This window comes from Streptomyces sp. NPDC104367, from assembly GCF_055583825.1.
The window spans coordinates 294,569-308,842 of sequence record NZ_JBVJND010000009.1 but is presented as its reverse complement, the minus strand read 5'-3'; the positions used below and the strand labels follow the sequence as shown (position 1 = coordinate 308,842).

11 protein-coding genes, 2 tRNA genes and 1 riboswitch are annotated in these 14,274 nt (G+C 71.6%); of the genes, 5 read left to right on the top strand and 8 right to left on the bottom strand.

The window, feature by feature from the left end:
• Positions 1-3 precede the first annotated feature (3 nt).
• Complete coding sequence (locus ACZ619_RS16670) at positions 4-1,323, top strand: PrsW family intramembrane metalloprotease (RefSeq protein WP_469599195.1); 1,320 nt, start codon at positions 4-6, stop codon at positions 1,321-1,323.
• 27 nt (positions 1,324-1,350) lie between these two features.
• Here the strand turns inward: ACZ619_RS16670 and ACZ619_RS16665 are convergent, their stop codons facing one another.
• The 5 genes from ACZ619_RS16665 to ACZ619_RS16645 form a co-directional block, all read right to left on the bottom strand.
• Positions 1,351-2,313 carry an aldo/keto reductase gene (locus ACZ619_RS16665; RefSeq protein ID WP_469599193.1) on the bottom strand — a complete coding sequence of 321 codons (963 nt, stop codon included), beginning with the start codon at positions 2,311-2,313 and terminating at the stop codon, positions 1,351-1,353.
• A 278-nt stretch (positions 2,314-2,591) separates the two neighbouring features.
• The gene (locus ACZ619_RS16660; protein ID WP_469599191.1) at positions 2,592-3,623 is read right to left on the bottom strand and encodes a M23 family metallopeptidase; all 1,032 of its coding nucleotides are present in this window, start codon (positions 3,621-3,623) and stop codon (positions 2,592-2,594) included.
• A 9-nt stretch (positions 3,624-3,632) separates the two neighbouring features.
• A riboswitch (cyclic di-AMP (ydaO/yuaA leader) is annotated at positions 3,633-3,790 on the bottom strand.
• A 245-nt stretch (positions 3,791-4,035) separates the two neighbouring features.
• Positions 4,036-5,133, bottom strand: a complete 1,098-nt coding sequence (locus ACZ619_RS16655; protein WP_469599189.1) for a PP2C family protein-serine/threonine phosphatase — start codon at positions 5,131-5,133, stop codon at positions 4,036-4,038.
• Between the two features lie 193 nt (positions 5,134-5,326).
• A tRNA-Met gene (locus ACZ619_RS16650) sits at positions 5,327-5,400 on the bottom strand.
• A gap of 257 nt (positions 5,401-5,657) precedes the next feature.
• Positions 5,658-6,788, bottom strand: a complete 1,131-nt coding sequence (locus ACZ619_RS16645; protein ID WP_469599187.1) for a dihydrofolate reductase family protein — start codon at positions 6,786-6,788, stop codon at positions 5,658-5,660.
• A 122-nt stretch (positions 6,789-6,910) separates the two neighbouring features.
• Here ACZ619_RS16645 and ACZ619_RS16640 point away from each other — a divergent pair, with 122 nt between their 5' ends.
• The 4 genes from ACZ619_RS16640 to ACZ619_RS16625 all read left to right on the top strand — a co-directional run bounded on the left by ACZ619_RS16640 (position 6,911) and on the right by ACZ619_RS16625 (position 9,763).
• Complete coding sequence (locus tag ACZ619_RS16640) at positions 6,911-7,441, top strand: MarR family winged helix-turn-helix transcriptional regulator (protein ID WP_469599185.1); 531 nt, start codon at positions 6,911-6,913, stop codon at positions 7,439-7,441.
• Between the two features lie 116 nt (positions 7,442-7,557).
• Entirely contained in the window at positions 7,558-8,199 is a 642-nt protein-coding gene (locus ACZ619_RS16635; protein ID WP_469599183.1) for a GTP cyclohydrolase II, read from the top strand.
• Between the two features lie 335 nt (positions 8,200-8,534).
• Positions 8,535-9,194: a hypothetical protein gene (locus tag ACZ619_RS16630; RefSeq protein ID WP_469599182.1), complete on the top strand. Its 660-nt coding sequence runs from the start codon at positions 8,535-8,537 to the stop codon at positions 9,192-9,194.
• Positions 9,195-9,244: 50 nt separating this feature from the next.
• Positions 9,245-9,763, top strand: coding sequence for a hypothetical protein (locus ACZ619_RS16625; RefSeq protein WP_469599180.1), 519 nt, complete (start codon positions 9,245-9,247; stop codon positions 9,761-9,763).
• Between the two features lie 83 nt (positions 9,764-9,846).
• On the opposite strand, the gene ACZ619_RS16620 is transcribed toward ACZ619_RS16625, so the two are convergent.
• The 3 genes from ACZ619_RS16620 to ACZ619_RS16610 form a co-directional block, all read right to left on the bottom strand.
• Positions 9,847-9,919, bottom strand: a tRNA-Lys gene (locus ACZ619_RS16620).
• 98 nt (positions 9,920-10,017) lie between these two features.
• Positions 10,018-11,559, bottom strand: coding sequence for an amino acid permease (locus tag ACZ619_RS16615; RefSeq protein WP_469599178.1), 1,542 nt, complete (start codon positions 11,557-11,559; stop codon positions 10,018-10,020).
• Positions 11,560-11,743: 184 nt separating this feature from the next.
• On the bottom strand, positions 11,744-13,927 hold the full coding sequence (locus ACZ619_RS16610; RefSeq protein WP_469599176.1) for a DEAD/DEAH box helicase: 2,184 nt from the start codon (positions 13,925-13,927) through the stop codon (positions 11,744-11,746).
• Positions 13,928-14,274 lie beyond the last annotated feature (347 nt).

Below are 14,274 nucleotides of genomic sequence, written 5' to 3'. Positions count from 1 at the left end.
GCCTTGGCCAGCCATCCGCCGCCGTACCCGCCGTATCCCTCCTGCCCCCCGGACACCGCCGACGGCGGCCTGCGCCATCCCCGCTGGTGGCAGCGGCGCTGGGTGCGGTACGGGGCGCTGGGCAGCCTGCTGGCCCTCTCCGGTCTGGTCATCCTCGCGCTGGTGCGCGAGCAGACGGGCACGGAGGGCTTCCTGGTCGGGCTCGGGCTGGCGGTGCTGCCCGTGCCGCTGCTGGTGTCCGCGTTCCGCTGGCTGGACCGGGTGCAGCCCGGCCCCTGGCGGAACCTGCTGTTCGCCTTCGCCTGGGGCGCCTGCGCGGCCGCGCTCATAGCGATCGTCGCCAACAGCTTCGCGACGCGCTGGATAGCGACCACGACCGCGGACCCGAGCAGCGCGGACACCCTCGGGGCGACCGTGATAGCGCCGATCGTCGAGGAGTCCGCCAAGGCCGCCGCCGTACTGCTGGTCTTCCTCTTCCGCAGACGGGACTTCACCGGGATCGTCGACGGGGTGGTGATAGCCGGGGTCACCGCCACCGGGTTCGCGTTCACCGAGAACATCCTCTACCTGGGTACGGCCTTCGGGACCGACCAGCTGACCGGCGACAGCGGGATCGCCTCCGTCACCGCCGCCACGTTCTTCGTGCGCATCATCATGTCCCCGTTCGCGCATCCCCTGTTCACCGTCCTGACCGGCATCGGCTTCGGGATCGCCGCGGCCACGGAACGGCAGCGGGCGCGGCGGGTGCTGGTGCCGCCGGCCGGGCTGCTGCTGGCGATGGGCATGCACGCGTTCTGGAACGGGTCCTCGGCCTTCGGGCAGCTGGGGTTCTTCGCCGTGTACGGCATGTTCATGGTGCCGGTGTTCGGGGTGCTGACCTGGCTGGCCGTGTGGACGCGGCAGCGGGAGCTGCGGACCGTGTGCGAGGAACTGCCGGCGTACGTCCACGCGGGCTGGCTGGGGGCCGCCGAGCCGTTCGTGCTCGGGTCGATGCGGGCCCGGCAGATCGCCCGGGAGTACGCCGCCTACTACTTCGGCAAACCGGCCGGGAGGGCGGTCGCGGAGTACGAGGGGTACGCGACGGCGCTCGCGCTGCTGCGGCGCCGGGGGCAGCGGGGGCGGGCGGGCGCCGACTTCGTGGTCCGCGAGCGGGAACTCCTGACCGAGCTGTGGGCCCGGCGCGAGACCGTCCGCCCCGCACTGGACTACGCGGCCCGGACGACGGGCACGGGGTACGGCTACCCCGTCACGCCGGTCCACGGGGCACCGGCGTGGTACGGGGTGGCGGTGCCGGCGCCGTCCTACAACCCCTACCGGTCGTAGGACGGCGCCTGCGGCGCCCCGCCGGGGTCAGGCCGAGGCCCTTGTCAGCCTGGCCAGTTCCTCGGCCGTCAGCTCCAGGTCCGCCACCCCCAGCAGGGACGGCAGCTGCTCCACCGTGCGGGCCGAGGCGATCGGGGCGGTGATGGTGGGCTGGGCCGCCAGCCAGGCCAGGGCGACCGTGGGGACCGGGGCGGAGTGGGCCTCGGCGACCTCGTCCAGGGCGGCGAGCACCTTCTGGCCGCGGTCGGACTCCAGGTACTGGGCGGCGCGGCCCGCGCGGGCGCTGTCGACCGTCGTACCGGGGCGGTACTTGCCGGTGAGGAAGCCGGACGCCAGGGAGAAGTAGGGGACGGCGGCGAGCCCGGTGCGGGAGGCCAGGTCCTGGAGCGGGCCCTCGTAGGTGTCGCGGGAGACCAGGTTGTAGTGGGGCTGGAGGGCGACGTAGCGGGCGAGGCCCTCGCGGTCGGAGAGGTCCAGGGACTCCTGGAGCCGCTCCGGGCTGATGTTGGACGCGGCGATGTGCCGGACCTTGCCCGCCCGCACCAGCTCGTCCAGCGCGCCGATGATCTCCTCGACCGGGACCTCGGGCTGGTCGAAGTGCGTGTAGTAGAGGTCGATGTGGTCGGTGCCCAGGCGGCGCAGGGACGCGTCGGCGGCGGCCTTGATGTTCTCGGCGGACAGCCCCGGGTACTCCGGGTGCTGGCTGACCTTCGTCGCGATGACGACGTCGTCGCGGTTGCCGCGGGCCTTGACCCACCTGCCGATGATCGTCTCGGACTCGCCGCCCTTGTTGCCCTCGATCCAGGCCGTGTAGGCGTCGGCGGTGTCGACGAAGTTGCCGCCCGCGGCCGCGTAGGCGTCGAGGACGGCGAAGGAGGTGGCCTCGTCGGCCGTCCAGCCGAAGACGTTGCCGCCGAGGGCGAGCGGGAAGACCTCCAGGTCGGAGGAGCCGAGCTTACGGAGGACGGGGGAAGCGGAAGAAGCAGTCATGCCTCAGTTCAACATCGCCCGCCAGGCAGCCCATCCCGTGCAATACGAAGTTCTCGTAAAAGCGGAGGACCGGGGCAGGCCTCGGACGGTCCGGCAGGCCTCGGACGGTCCGGCTGCCGCCCGCCTGCGGACGCACCTGACCGGCGACCTCGACGTCGGGGGGATGCCGTCAGGGCCGCCGGAGCTCAGGGGATGTCAGGCACCTGGGGTACCTGGGATGTCCGAGGTATCGGGGACAGCGGGGGATGCCGGGTGCCGGGGATGCCCGGGACCGGCCGTCAGGGGTTGAGGCCCTTGCCGCGCAGCCAGGTCATGGGGTCGATGCCGGTGGCCTGGCCGCCGGGGTGGACCTCCAGGTGCAGGTGCGGGCCGGTGACGTTGCCGGTGGCGCCGACGCGCCCGATGACATCGCCGGTGGAGACCTTCTGGCCGACCTTCACGCCGATCGAGGACTGGTGGCAGAACCACAGCTCGGTGCCGTCGTCGAGGGTCAGGATCGTGCGGTAGCCGTAGGAGCCGGCCCAGCCCGCCTCGGTGATCGTGCCGCTGTGGACGGCCTTGATCAGGGTGCCGGTGGGGGCCGCGAAGTCGAGGCCCGTGTGGTACCCGGAGGACCACATGGAACCGGCCTGGCCGAAGGTGCCGGTGATCGTGTACGAGACGACCGGCAGCGTGTACTGCTTGGCCAGGGCGGCGAGCCGCGCCTGCTCGGCCTTCTGCTTCTCGGCGGCCTCGGCCTTCTCCTTGGCGGTCTCGGCCTTGGCGGCGGCCGCCTTCACCGCCTTGGCCTCCGCGGCGGAGACCGCCTTGTCGGCGGCGGCGACGGCCTTGGCGCTGGCCCTGGTGTCGAGCTGGCTCTGCTGCTGCTCGGCCTGGGCGATGATCCGGTTGCGCAGCGCCTCGCCGGCGTCGGAGGAGGAGTCCGCGTCGGTCGCGGTCGTGGTGACACTGCTGAGCGAGGCCTGGACGGACGAGCCGCCGCCATCCTCGCCGAGCAGGGAGCTGACCGTGGACAGGTCGGGCAGGGAGATGGAGACCGGGGGCTTGCCGGTGTTGGCGCTGGCCATGCCGCCCGCGCCGACGGCGGCTATGACGCCGACGCCGAGAACCGTGGAACTGCGGGCGAGTCCGCCGCCGCCGCGCTGCTTGGCGACCCGGTGCCGGCCGCGTGCCGGGGAGAGGGAGTCCTCGGTGGGGTTCCACTCCTCCCAGGGGCCCTCGTCGGTGCGGTAGCCGCCGTAGCCGAAGGTCTCTGGTTGCCGCTGACTGGGCACGAACGGGGCTGTCGGGGCAGGCCGGTTGGACGCCACGCGGGCGCACTCCTTTCCTTCCGACGCCTACCGGGTTAGCTGACGGGTTCGGAGCGGGAAGGTCTCCTACGCGCGTATACCGACGGTTTCGTACCGGCGGTAGCCGCGTGATTCACCCCAAGGTGGTGGTTCCCCGGTTCCCTTGCGGGATTCGGCGCGTGCGCACGGAGCCGTCTCGAGTGACGGCTGGGACGACCGCGCTGCGTTATCGAACGTTAATAGACCCAGCTGTCAGATTCCAAGCCGTTCTCCTTGATCGTTAAGGTTCCACAGCATGGACTTACCTGCCACGACGGGCGAAAAACGGGCGAGTTGACCTGGGGTTCTGTTCGGATAAGGAGTCTCACGGGTTTTGATGGTGACTCAGATGTTATGCGCAGGGCGGTCACCCGGCCACCCTGCGTGACCTCACTCAGGGTCGCCGTACGGCGAGCAGCGCCATGTCGTCCGCCATGCCGCCGCCGGTGTGCCGGCGCACCTCCGTGGCGAGCCGCGCCACCAGGGCGCCGGGGGCGGCGAAGGTACGGCCCGTCAGCCGCCGTTCGGGGTCGTAGAACCGGCCGTGCGCGTCCCGCGCCTCGGAGAGGCCGTCGGTGTGCAGCAGCAGCGTCGCCCCGTTCGGGAACGCGTGCTCCGCCGCGCGGTCCGGCCAGGCGCCGAGTTCGCCCATCCCGAGCGGCAGCGCGGCCTCCAGGGCGCGCACCGGGCGCACCCGGCCGTCGCCGTCCAGCAGGAGGGGCGGGGGATGGCCGCGGTTGACGACCCGGAGCGTGCCGTCGCCGTGCGGGAGTTCGGCGAGCACGGCGGTGGTGAACCCCTCGTGGGCGTCGACTCCGCCGCGCCGGACGCCCTCACGGGCGAGCGCCCGCTCCAGGCGCCCCGCCACCGCCTCCAGGGTGGCCTCCTGCTCGGCGGCCTCCCGGAACGCGCCGATGACCACGGCGACGGCGGCGACCGCGCCCATGCCCTTGCCGCGGACGTCGCCGACGACCAGCCGTACGCCGTAGGGGGTGTCCTGGACCGCGTACAGGTCGCCGCCGATGAAGGTGCCCTCCTGGGCCGCCTCGTAGCGGGCGGCGATCTCGAAGCCGCCGATCCGCTCGGCCGGCTCCGGGAGCACGGCCCGCTGGGCGGCCTCGGCGACCTCGCGGGCGGAGGCGAGGCGCTGGTCGCCGATGCGGACGATCCGGTTGATGCCGGCCGCGAGGACGGAGACGGTGGCCACGGTGAGGATCTCCGTGACGCCGTCGGCGTCGGGCAGGACGCCGGAGCGGGCGTGCACGGCGTAGGTGGCGGCCAGCGCGGCGCCGCCGGTGAGGACGGTGGTGCGCAGGGAGCAGAGGGGCGCGGCGATCAGCGGGGCGGCGGTGAAGAAGGGAACGGCGGTGAAGACCTTCGGGGTGGCGATGTCGTAGCCGATGCCGGCGACCACGAGGAGGGTGGGCAGGAGGCGGGCCAGCGTACGGGCTGCTGTCGAGCTGTCCTGCTGCGCCTTGCCAGCGCCCACCATGCGACTCCTGTTTGTCCGAATGTGTGTCCGTCCAGGGTTGCCGGAGCGGGGGGATGGGGGCGAGCGGTGTGGGCCGGGCGGATGAGTGTGATGAGGGACACGTAGGGGACCGCGCGGAGGCACACACCTGGGACGCCCGGGATACGACTCAGGGCCGGAATCCTCGATTTCGGATTCCGGCCCTGGTCTTCAGTAGCGGGGACAGGATTTGAACCTGCGACCTCTGGGTTATGAGCCCAGCGAGCTACCGAGCTGCTCCACCCCGCGTCGGTGAAACCAGCATACGCCATCCGGAGAGGGTGAGTCACACGCGTCGCCTCCGGTGGACCCGCGCCCCGGCTCCGGTGGACCCGCGCCCCGGCTTCAGCGGGTGTTCCGACCCGGCTCCGGTGGGTGACCGGACCGGCCCCCGTGGGTGTTCGGGGCGGCCCAGGGGCAGAGCGCTCGGGTCAGCCCAGGAGGTGCGCGCTCGGGTCAGCCCAGGAGGTGCGCGCTCGGGTCAGCCCAGGAGGTGCGCGCTCGGGTCAGCCCAGGAGGTGCGCGTTCGGGGTCTTCGCCAGGGCCTCGTACTCCTCCAGCAGCAGCACCCGTACGCCCCGCTCGCGCAGCATGCCCGTGCCGTCGGCCGCCGCCACGAAGGTGTCCGGCTCGCGCCACGCCGTGACCACGCGCCGTACGCCCGCCCGCAGGATCAGCTCGGCGCAGGGGTGGGGGCGGGAGGCGCGGTGGGTGCAGGGTTCGAGGCTGGTGTAGACGGTGGCGTCGGCGAGGCGGGGGTCGGCCGGGGGGATCTCGGCCAGGGCCGCCTCCTCGGCGTGCGCCACGGGGTCGCCGGCCTCGCGGGAGTGGCCGCGGGCCAGCTCCGTGCCGTCGGCCGCGACCACCACCGCGCCGACGCTGAAGGCGGTCCGGGAGGGCGGGCAGTCGGCCGCCAGTTCGCAGGCGAGCCGCAGCCAGTGGCGGTCGGCGGCGGACGGCACCGTGCCCTCGCCGGGGGCCGTGGGCTCGTAGCGGGCCAGGACGACGTCCTCGATCCGGCGGGTCTCCAGGAGCCGCAGCCGTCCGCCCTGGTAGCCGCCCGGCCCGAACAGCCGCGGTGCCTTCGGGTCGCCCACGAGGAGCGGGGCGAGGACCAGCTGGAGTTCGTCGGCGAGGCCCTGCTGGAGGAGCTGGGTGTGGATGGTGCCGCCGCCCTCGACCATCAGGCGCCGGACGCCGCGCACGTCGTGGAGGTGTTCCAGCAGGCGGCGCCAGTCGAGTTCGGGGCCCAGCGGCACCACGTCGGCGGTCTCCCCCAGCACGGCCGCCCGCTCCGCGCCCTCGTCCGTCGTGTAGACGGCCTTGTCGCCGCCGGTGTGCCAGAACCTGGCGTCCGGGTCGAGGTCGCCGGTCGCGGTGACCGTGACCTTGAGCGGGTACTCGGGCTTTCCGGCGGCGACCCGGGCCGCGCGCCGCTCCGGGTCGTTGACGAGGAGCCGCGGGTTGTCGGCGCGGATGGTGCCGGCGCCGATCAGGATGGCGTCGCAGGCGGCCCGCACCTCGTCGACGCGGTCGAAGTCGGCCGGGGACGAGAGCAGCAGCCGGTCGGGGCCGGTGTCGTCGAGGAAGCCGTCGAGGGAGACGGCGGCGGACAGCAGGACGTACGGGTACGGCATCGGACGCGCTCACTCTCGGCGGCGGGGGGTGGAGGGGACAGCCGGCGGGGCGGCAGGCTGAGAAGTGGTCTGGACTGGACGCCAGGCTTGGTTAAAGTTTGAAGCAAACCTACACTGGACGTATGACGACTCGCTGGCTCTCCGCCGAGGAGCAGCGCGCCTGGCGCGCGTACATCGCGGCGACGCACCTCCTGGAGGACGCGATCGACCGGCAGCTCCAGCAGGACGCCGGGATGCCGCACCTGTACTACTCGATCCTGGCCAACCTCTCCGAGACGCCGGAACGCAGGCTGCGCATGACCGACCTCGCCGAGAAGTCGAAGATCACCCGGAGCCGGCTGACATACGCGGTGACCCGGCTGGAGAAGGACGGGCTGATCCGGCGCGAGGACTGCCAGTGGGACAAGCGGAGCAGCTTCGCCCAGCTGACGGACGCGGGCATGGCGGTCCTCGAACGCACCGCGCCGGGGCATGTGGAGACGGTACGGGCGGCGGTCTTCGACCAGCTCTCCGAGGAGCAGGTGAAGCAGCTGGAGGAGATCAGCTCCGCCATCGCCCGGGCGCTGGAGGGTGACGCGGCGACCCCGCGGCCGACGCCGGACGAGGTGCCGTGGCGGCGCCGTTCGTCCCCCTGTTCGGGTTCCGGCTCGTAACTCCGGGGCTCGGGGGCCTCACGGAAATCTGTTGCTTTAAATTTAAAGCATAGGGTAGGGTTCCGGCCGTGGATCTGCTTCAAATCTGAAGCAGGCACCCGCCCACAGGAGAACCGATGCCCGACTTCACCGCCGCCACCCAGCGCGCCCGCGTCCGGGTACCGCTGCGCTTCCAGGACGGTTACGGCGTCGACGCCGAACTCGTCACCTTCCACGGCCTGACGGACGGCCAGGAACACGTGGCCGTCGTCCTGGGCGACCCCGCCCCCGGCACGCTCCCGCTGGTCCGTCTGCACTCCGAGTGCCTGACCGGCGACGTCTTCGGCTCGGCCCGCTGCGACTGCGGACCCCAGCTGCGCGAGGCCGTCGAGCGCATAGCCGACCGCGGCGGAGTCCTGCTCTACCTGCGCCAGGAGGGGCGCGGCATCGGCCTCTACAACAAGCTCGACGCCTACGCGCTCCAGGACCAGGGCCTGGACACCTACGAGGCGAACGCCGCGCTGGGCCTGCCCGAGGACGGCCGCGACTACACCGCCGCCGCGCAGATGCTGGCGGCCCTCGGCATCGACGAACTCGACCTGCTCTCCAACAACCCCGACAAGGCCGAGCAGTTGCGCGACCTCGGGGTCGGCGTCCGCGACCGCGTGCCGACCGGTGTCTTCACCACCGCCCACAATGTCCGCTACCTGCGCGCGAAGGTCCTCCACACCCAGCACACGCTCCCCCTGGCCCAGCTGACGGACCGCAACGCGGGCTGACCCCCGACGGGCGGGCGTACCACCCCCGAAGACCGACACGGGCCGGACCCCGGCCGCGCAGCAGCTTCATGCACGCGGCCGGGTTCCGGCCCGTTGCAGTCGCCCGGCAACCGGATGCCCAACCGCCCCTCGACAGCGGCCCGGTCACGAGGACGGGCCCGGTCGGCTTCCTCCTGCGCGCGTGCCGTTTGTCCCGCCGGCGGTGGGCTGTACGGACTGAGGTGAACTGGTCGGTAGATCACGTTCTGGTGAATCTCACCGATTGGCGGCAACCACACGAGGTCTTCACAAGTCACACACCTCGCATCCAACAGCAAGTGCCTCAGGGGGAACACATGAGCAACCAGCAGCCGTACCCGCCGCAGCAACCCGGCTGGGGCGGCCCGCAGCAGCCTTACGGTCAGCAGCCCTACGGCGCGCCCCCGTTCCAGCCGCAGCCGCCGAAGCAGAAGTCCGGGGCGGGCAAGATCGTCGGGCTGGGCTGTCTGGGCCTGGTCGGTGTGTTCGTGGTGCTCGGTGTCATCGGGACCGTCATCGGCGGCACCGACGAGAACGAATCCAGCGGATCCGGGGACGTGAAGGCCGCCGCCGCGCCGTCCGCAACGAAGACGAGGACAGCGGACGGGAGCGACACCGCGAAGGACGATGACGGCAAGGAGGAGGCCGCCGCGAAGGACGACACGAAGAAGGCCGCGAGCGTCGTCACCTTCAAGGTGTGGGGCACCGCGCCGGCCGGCGTGCTCGGCGGTCTCGACATCACCTACGGCTCGGACACGGACAACCGTAAGGGCTCCTTCAAGAACGGCAAGTTCGAGGCGACTCTGCCGCTGAAGGACGGAGCCATGTACTTCGACGTGATCGCGCAGCTCCAGGGCTCCGGGGACATCAACTGCTCGGTCACCGTGGACGGGAAGACCAGGAGCGGGCACGCGTCGGGCGGTTACAACATCTGCAACGCCCAGCTGAGCAGCGACTTCACGGGCGGCTGGCAGTAGCCGTCGTCCCGTCGACGACGCGCGCATCTGTCACATCACTGGGGGAATCCATGACCGACAGCACACCCGGACAGCCGGCCGCCCCGGCGCCCGCGGTACCCGCCGTACCGCCCGTACCTCCCCTGCCGGCCGCTCCGCCCCGCAAGCCCCTCACACCCCTCGCGGCGGGCGTCCTGGGGGCCGTCCTGGGCGCCGGTGTCATGGGCGGCGTCTGGGGCATCGCCGCCCATGGCGGAGGTGATCCCGGCACGTTCACCCTGGAAGGGACCTTCCAACTCGCAGAAGAGGCCTCCGACGACGGCAGCGGGGGCTGCGAGGGAAGCGGCGGCTACGACGACATCGCCGAAGGCACCTCCGTCACCGTGTACGGGGCCGACGGTGACGTCATCGCCACCGGGGAGCTCGGCGCGAGCGAGTCACCGGGTTACGGCGTCTGCGACTTCGACGTGGCCGTCTCCGACGTGCCGAAGGGCGAGAAGTTCTACAAGGTGGAGGTGTCGCACCGGGGCACCATCCAGCTCACCGCCGAGGAGGCGCAGAACGAGGGGTTCGCCGGCAGCCTCGGTTAGCCGCCATCGGGACGACGGGCGCCGCGGCCCGCCCGAACGACCACGCCCCCAGCCCGGAAGTCTCCCGGCTGGGGGCGTTTCGGTAGGCCCTGTGGGACTCGAACCCACAACCAATGGATTAAAAGTCCACTGCTCTGCCAATTGAGCTAAGGGCCCAGGCGATGTTGTCTCCCCGAGCATAGCCGGACGGAGCCGTGTCGCCGATCGGGTATCGGGGTCGTGGCCGCGTCGGATGGCAGAAGTGGGGCGGAGCGTCAGAGATCGACCAGTTTGGCGGTGTCCTCGTGGCTGCGCGCGTGGTCGGGGTTGAGGAACCAGTGGCGGGCCGAGGCCTGCCACCAGATCGCGGCGAAACCGAGGACGGCCAGCACGGCGACCGGGGCGTAGTTGAAGGACTCCCAGGTGACGGGGGACACCTGCGGGAGCATGAAGAGAACGGTGATCACACCCACCCAGGTGACCGAGATCAGGCCGATCGGCCGTGACCAGCGGCCCAGGTGCCACGGCCCCTTCTCGAACGCCTCGCCCTTGCGTACCCGCAGCAGCGTCGGGATGACGTACGCCACGTACAGCCCGATGACCGCGATCGACGTCACGGCGGCGTAGGCCGTGTAGTTGATCAGGTACGGCAGGCCCAGTGCGAGGGCGGAGAGGGCCGCCAGCCAGACCGCCGCCACGGGCGTGCGGGTGCGCGGGCTGACCGTGTGCCAGACCCGGGAGAAGGGCAGCGCGCCGTCCCGGGAGAAGGCGTAGATCATGCGGCTGTTGGCCGTCACCGAGGCCATGCCGCAGAAGAGCTGGGCGCCGATCACGACCAGCAGCAGGAGCTTGCCGGTCGTCGCGCCGAGCGCGTCCAGGAGGATCTGCGCCGGGGGTGCGCCGGTCGGGGAGGAGAGCTCCTTGTCGTACGACTGGATCGCGAAGGTGAAGCCGAGGAGCAGGACGAAGCCGGCGATCCAGGACGTCCAGATCGAGCGGACGATGCCCTTGGGGCCCGCCGTCGACGCGTCGTGGGTCTCCTCGGTCATGTGCGCCGAGGCGTCGTAGCCGGTGAAGGTGTACTGGGCCATCAGGAGGCCGATCAGGACCACGTAGAGGCCGCTGCCCCAGCCCGTCTGGTTGACGAACTCCGTGAAGACGAAGGACGCCGACTGGTGGTGGTCGGGGACGAAGGTCAGCGCGCCGACGATCACCAGCACGCCGAGCACGTGCCACCACACGCTGACGCTGTTCAGGATGGCGACGATGCGGACGCCGAAGGTGTTGAGGAGGCCGTGCAGGACCAGGATCCCCGCGAAGAGCAGGATGGTCCTGCCCGGGGTGACCTGGAAGTCGAACTGGAGGTTCAGGTACGCGCCCAGGAAGGACGCGGCGCCGAAGTCGATGCCGGCGGTCACCGCGACCTGGCCCAGCACGTTGAACCAGCCGGTGAACCACGCCCAGGCGGCCGCGCTGCGCGGCGGGGCCAGCCGGTGGGCCCAGAAGTACAGACCCGCCGAGGTGGGGTAGGCGGAGCAGATCTCGGCCATGGACAGGCCCACGAAGAGGGTCATCAGGCCCACGGCCACCCAGCCCCAGGTGATCACCGCCGGGCCGCCGGTGATCATGCCGAAGAGGTAGAGGGTCAGACAGCCGGAGAGGACCGAGATGATGGTGAAGGACACCGCGTAGTTCGAGAACGCCGACATGCGGCGGGCGAGGACCTGGGTGTAGCCGAGCTGGGCCAGCCGCTCCTCGTCGGAGAGCGCCCCGGAGGGGGAGTCCGAGGGCGATCTGCCTATCGCGTCTTCTGTCATGCCCCCAGCGATTCCCCCACCACGTGCGTGACATGCATCACAACTTGGCCAGAAAAGACCCTTGCAGCTCGGGCGCCGCGGGCCGGTCCGCGGAAACGGCCCGCACCGCCCGCCGGGCCGCGGAAACGGCTGAGCGCCGCGCCCCGGTGCGGGGCGCGGCGCTCAGCCGTGTGTCCAGGAAACGTCAGCCGTTGCGCTTCCAGCGCGGCTTGTCGTCACGGCGGCCGAAGGAGGAGCCGGAGGACGAGCCGGAGGACGAGCCACGGTGGTCGTCGCGGCGGCCGTACGGACGGTCGTGGCCGGCGCTGCGGAAGCCCGGACGGTCGTCGCGGCGGTCGCGGTTGAACGGACGGTCGCTGCCACGGTGACCCGTGCGGTCGTCACGGCGGATGCCACCGCGGTCGTCACGGCGCTCGAAGGAACGGCCACCGCGGTCGTCACGGTCACGGTCCCGGTCGAAGGAACGGCCACCGCGGTCGTCACGACGCTCGAAGGAGCGGCCGCCACGGTCGTCGCGGCGCTCGTCGCGGCGGAAGCCGCCACGGTCGTCACGGCGGTCGCGGTTGACCGGACGGTCGGTGCGGTCCGAACGGTCGCGGTCGAAGGAACGGCCGCCGCGGTCGTCACGGTCCCGGTCGAACGGGCGACGGTCGTCACGGCGTTCGAAACCGCGCTCGCGGTTTTCGCGGCGCTCGAAACCACGGCCGCCACGGTCGTCACGGCGCTCGAAACCGCGGTCGCGGTCTCGGTTGAACGGACGGTCGGACCGGTCGGACCGGTCGCGGTCGAAGGAACGGCCACCGCGGTCGTCACGACGCTCGAAGCCGCGGTTGTCCCGCGCCGGCTCCGCCTGCTCGGCCTCCGCCACGGTCTCCTCGGCCACGACGGCCTCGGCCTGGGCGGCCTGCGCCTCGGCGACCGCCGTCTCCGGGTCCTCACCGCGCTCGCGGGCGGCCCGCGCGACGAGGCGGTCGGCCTCCTCGCGCAGCTCGGCGGCCCGGCGCTGCGCCCGCTCCAGCTGCTTGGTGAGCTGGGTGACCTCGCGCTCGGCCTGCTGCGCCGCGTTGGCCGCGGACTCGGACTGGACCTCGGTCATCGAACGGGCGCCGGTGATGTCGGCGACCTCGGGCTCGAAGGCCGTACCGGAGTTGATGATGTGACGCCCGGCGTCGACGCCCGCGTCCTCCATGAGGCGGAAGATCTGGCGGCGCTGGTGCGGCAGGGAGAGCGAGACGACCGTGCCGGTGCGGCCGGCGCGGGCGGTGCGGCCGGCGCGGTGCAGGTAGTCCTTGTGGTCACCGGCCGGGTCGACGTTCAGGACCAGGTCGATGCCGTCGACGTGGATACCGCGGGCGGCGACGTCGGTGGCGACGAGGACGTTGACGTAACCGTCCTTGAAGTCGGCCAGGGTCCGGGTCCGCGCGCCCTGGGTCATGCCGCCGTGCAGCGCGTCGGCCTTCACGCCGGAGTCGCGCAGCTGCTCGGCGACGCGGTCGGCGCCCAGCTGGGTGCGGACGAAGATGATCGTGCGGCCCTTGCGGGAGGCGATCGCGGCGGTGACCGGCGCCTTGTCCTTGGGCTTCACGATGAGGATGTGGTGCGACATGGTCGTGACCGCGCCCTGGGCCGCGTCGACCTCGTGCGAGACCGGGTCGACCAGGTAGCGCTTGACCAGCGTGGAGATCTCGTTCTCCATGGTCGCGGAGAAGAGCATGCGCTGGCCGCCGGCCGGGACCTGGTCGAGCAGCTCGGTGACCTCGGGCAGGAAGCCCAGGTCGGACATCTGGTCGGCCTCGTCGAGGACCGCGATCTGCACGTCCTCCAGGGAGCAGGCGCCGCGGTTGATGATGTCGCGCAGGCGGCCCGGGGTGGCGACGAGGATGTCGACGCCGCGCTCCAGGGCGTAGATCTGGTTGCCCATGGACGTACCGCCGCAGACGACCTTCATCTTCAGGCCGAGGACGTCGCCGTAGGGCTGGAGCGCGTCGGCGACCTGCATCGCCAGCTCGCGCGTCGGGGTCAGGATGACGGCGCGGGGCCGCTTCTTCTCGGTACGGCCGCCGGCCAGCGTGGCCAGGGTGGGCAGACCGAAGGAGAGGGTCTTGCCGGAGCCGGTGCGGCCGCGGCCGAGGATGTCCTTGCCGACCAGGGCGTCCGGGATGGTCGCGGCCTGGATCGGGAAGGGGGTGGTCACGCCGTTCTGCGCGAGCTTGCGCACGACGCCCTCGGGGAGGCCGAGGTCGGCGAAGGTGGTCTGGGGGGTGGTATCGGTGGTGTCAGCGGTCTCCTCGGAGACCTCGGTCGTCAGGTCGTCGTTCTCGAACTCGTTCTCGGACACGACGAACTGATCAGTACTGGACACGGACATGCGAATGCGAAACCTTCCGGAGTCTCTTCGGCACGCGCCCGTCAACTCCGTGATTCGCTCACGACCGCCTCAATGCGGTCCGCCACGGCAAGGGAGAGTACGCGCCACACGGCGCGCTCTGCGGTGGCGCCGGGCAAATGGGATCAAACGATCTACCACCATACGCACCCACCACCCCCCAAGGCAAACCGAGTCCCAACCCCGCAGGTCAGAGCAGGTCTGCCACGGCCCCGACGCAACACTGGGACTGCCACACGGACCGGACGCGCAGGCTTACTGATCGCTCCAACACCCGACCCGCCCGTCTTCTTCCCGGGCCTCCCCGCCCACACTTCCCGGCCGGAGAA

Bases quoted from the DNA above. Each gene is read 5' to 3' on its own strand.
- ACZ619_RS16665 (WP_469599193.1), bottom strand. From the start codon at position 2,313: ATGACTGCTTCTTCCGCTTCCCCCGTCCTCCGTAAGCTCGGCTCCTCC.
- ACZ619_RS16655 (WP_469599189.1), bottom strand. From the start codon at position 5,133: ATGGTGGGCGCTGGCAAGGCGCAGCAGGACAGCTCGACAGCAGCCCGT.
- ACZ619_RS16645 (WP_469599187.1), bottom strand. From the start codon at position 6,788: ATGCCGTACCCGTACGTCCTGCTGTCCGCCGCCGTCTCCCTCGACGGC.
- ACZ619_RS16640 (WP_469599185.1), top strand. From the start codon at position 6,911: ATGACGACTCGCTGGCTCTCCGCCGAGGAGCAGCGCGCCTGGCGCGCG.
- ACZ619_RS16635 (WP_469599183.1), top strand. From the start codon at position 7,558: ATGCCCGACTTCACCGCCGCCACCCAGCGCGCCCGCGTCCGGGTACCG.
- ACZ619_RS16630 (WP_469599182.1), top strand. From the start codon at position 8,535: ATGAGCAACCAGCAGCCGTACCCGCCGCAGCAACCCGGCTGGGGCGGC.
- ACZ619_RS16625 (WP_469599180.1), top strand. From the start codon at position 9,245: ATGACCGACAGCACACCCGGACAGCCGGCCGCCCCGGCGCCCGCGGTA.
- ACZ619_RS16615 (WP_469599178.1), bottom strand. From the start codon at position 11,559: ATGACAGAAGACGCGATAGGCAGATCGCCCTCGGACTCCCCCTCCGGG.
- ACZ619_RS16610 (WP_469599176.1), bottom strand. From the start codon at position 13,927: ATGTCCGTGTCCAGTACTGATCAGTTCGTCGTGTCCGAGAACGAGTTC.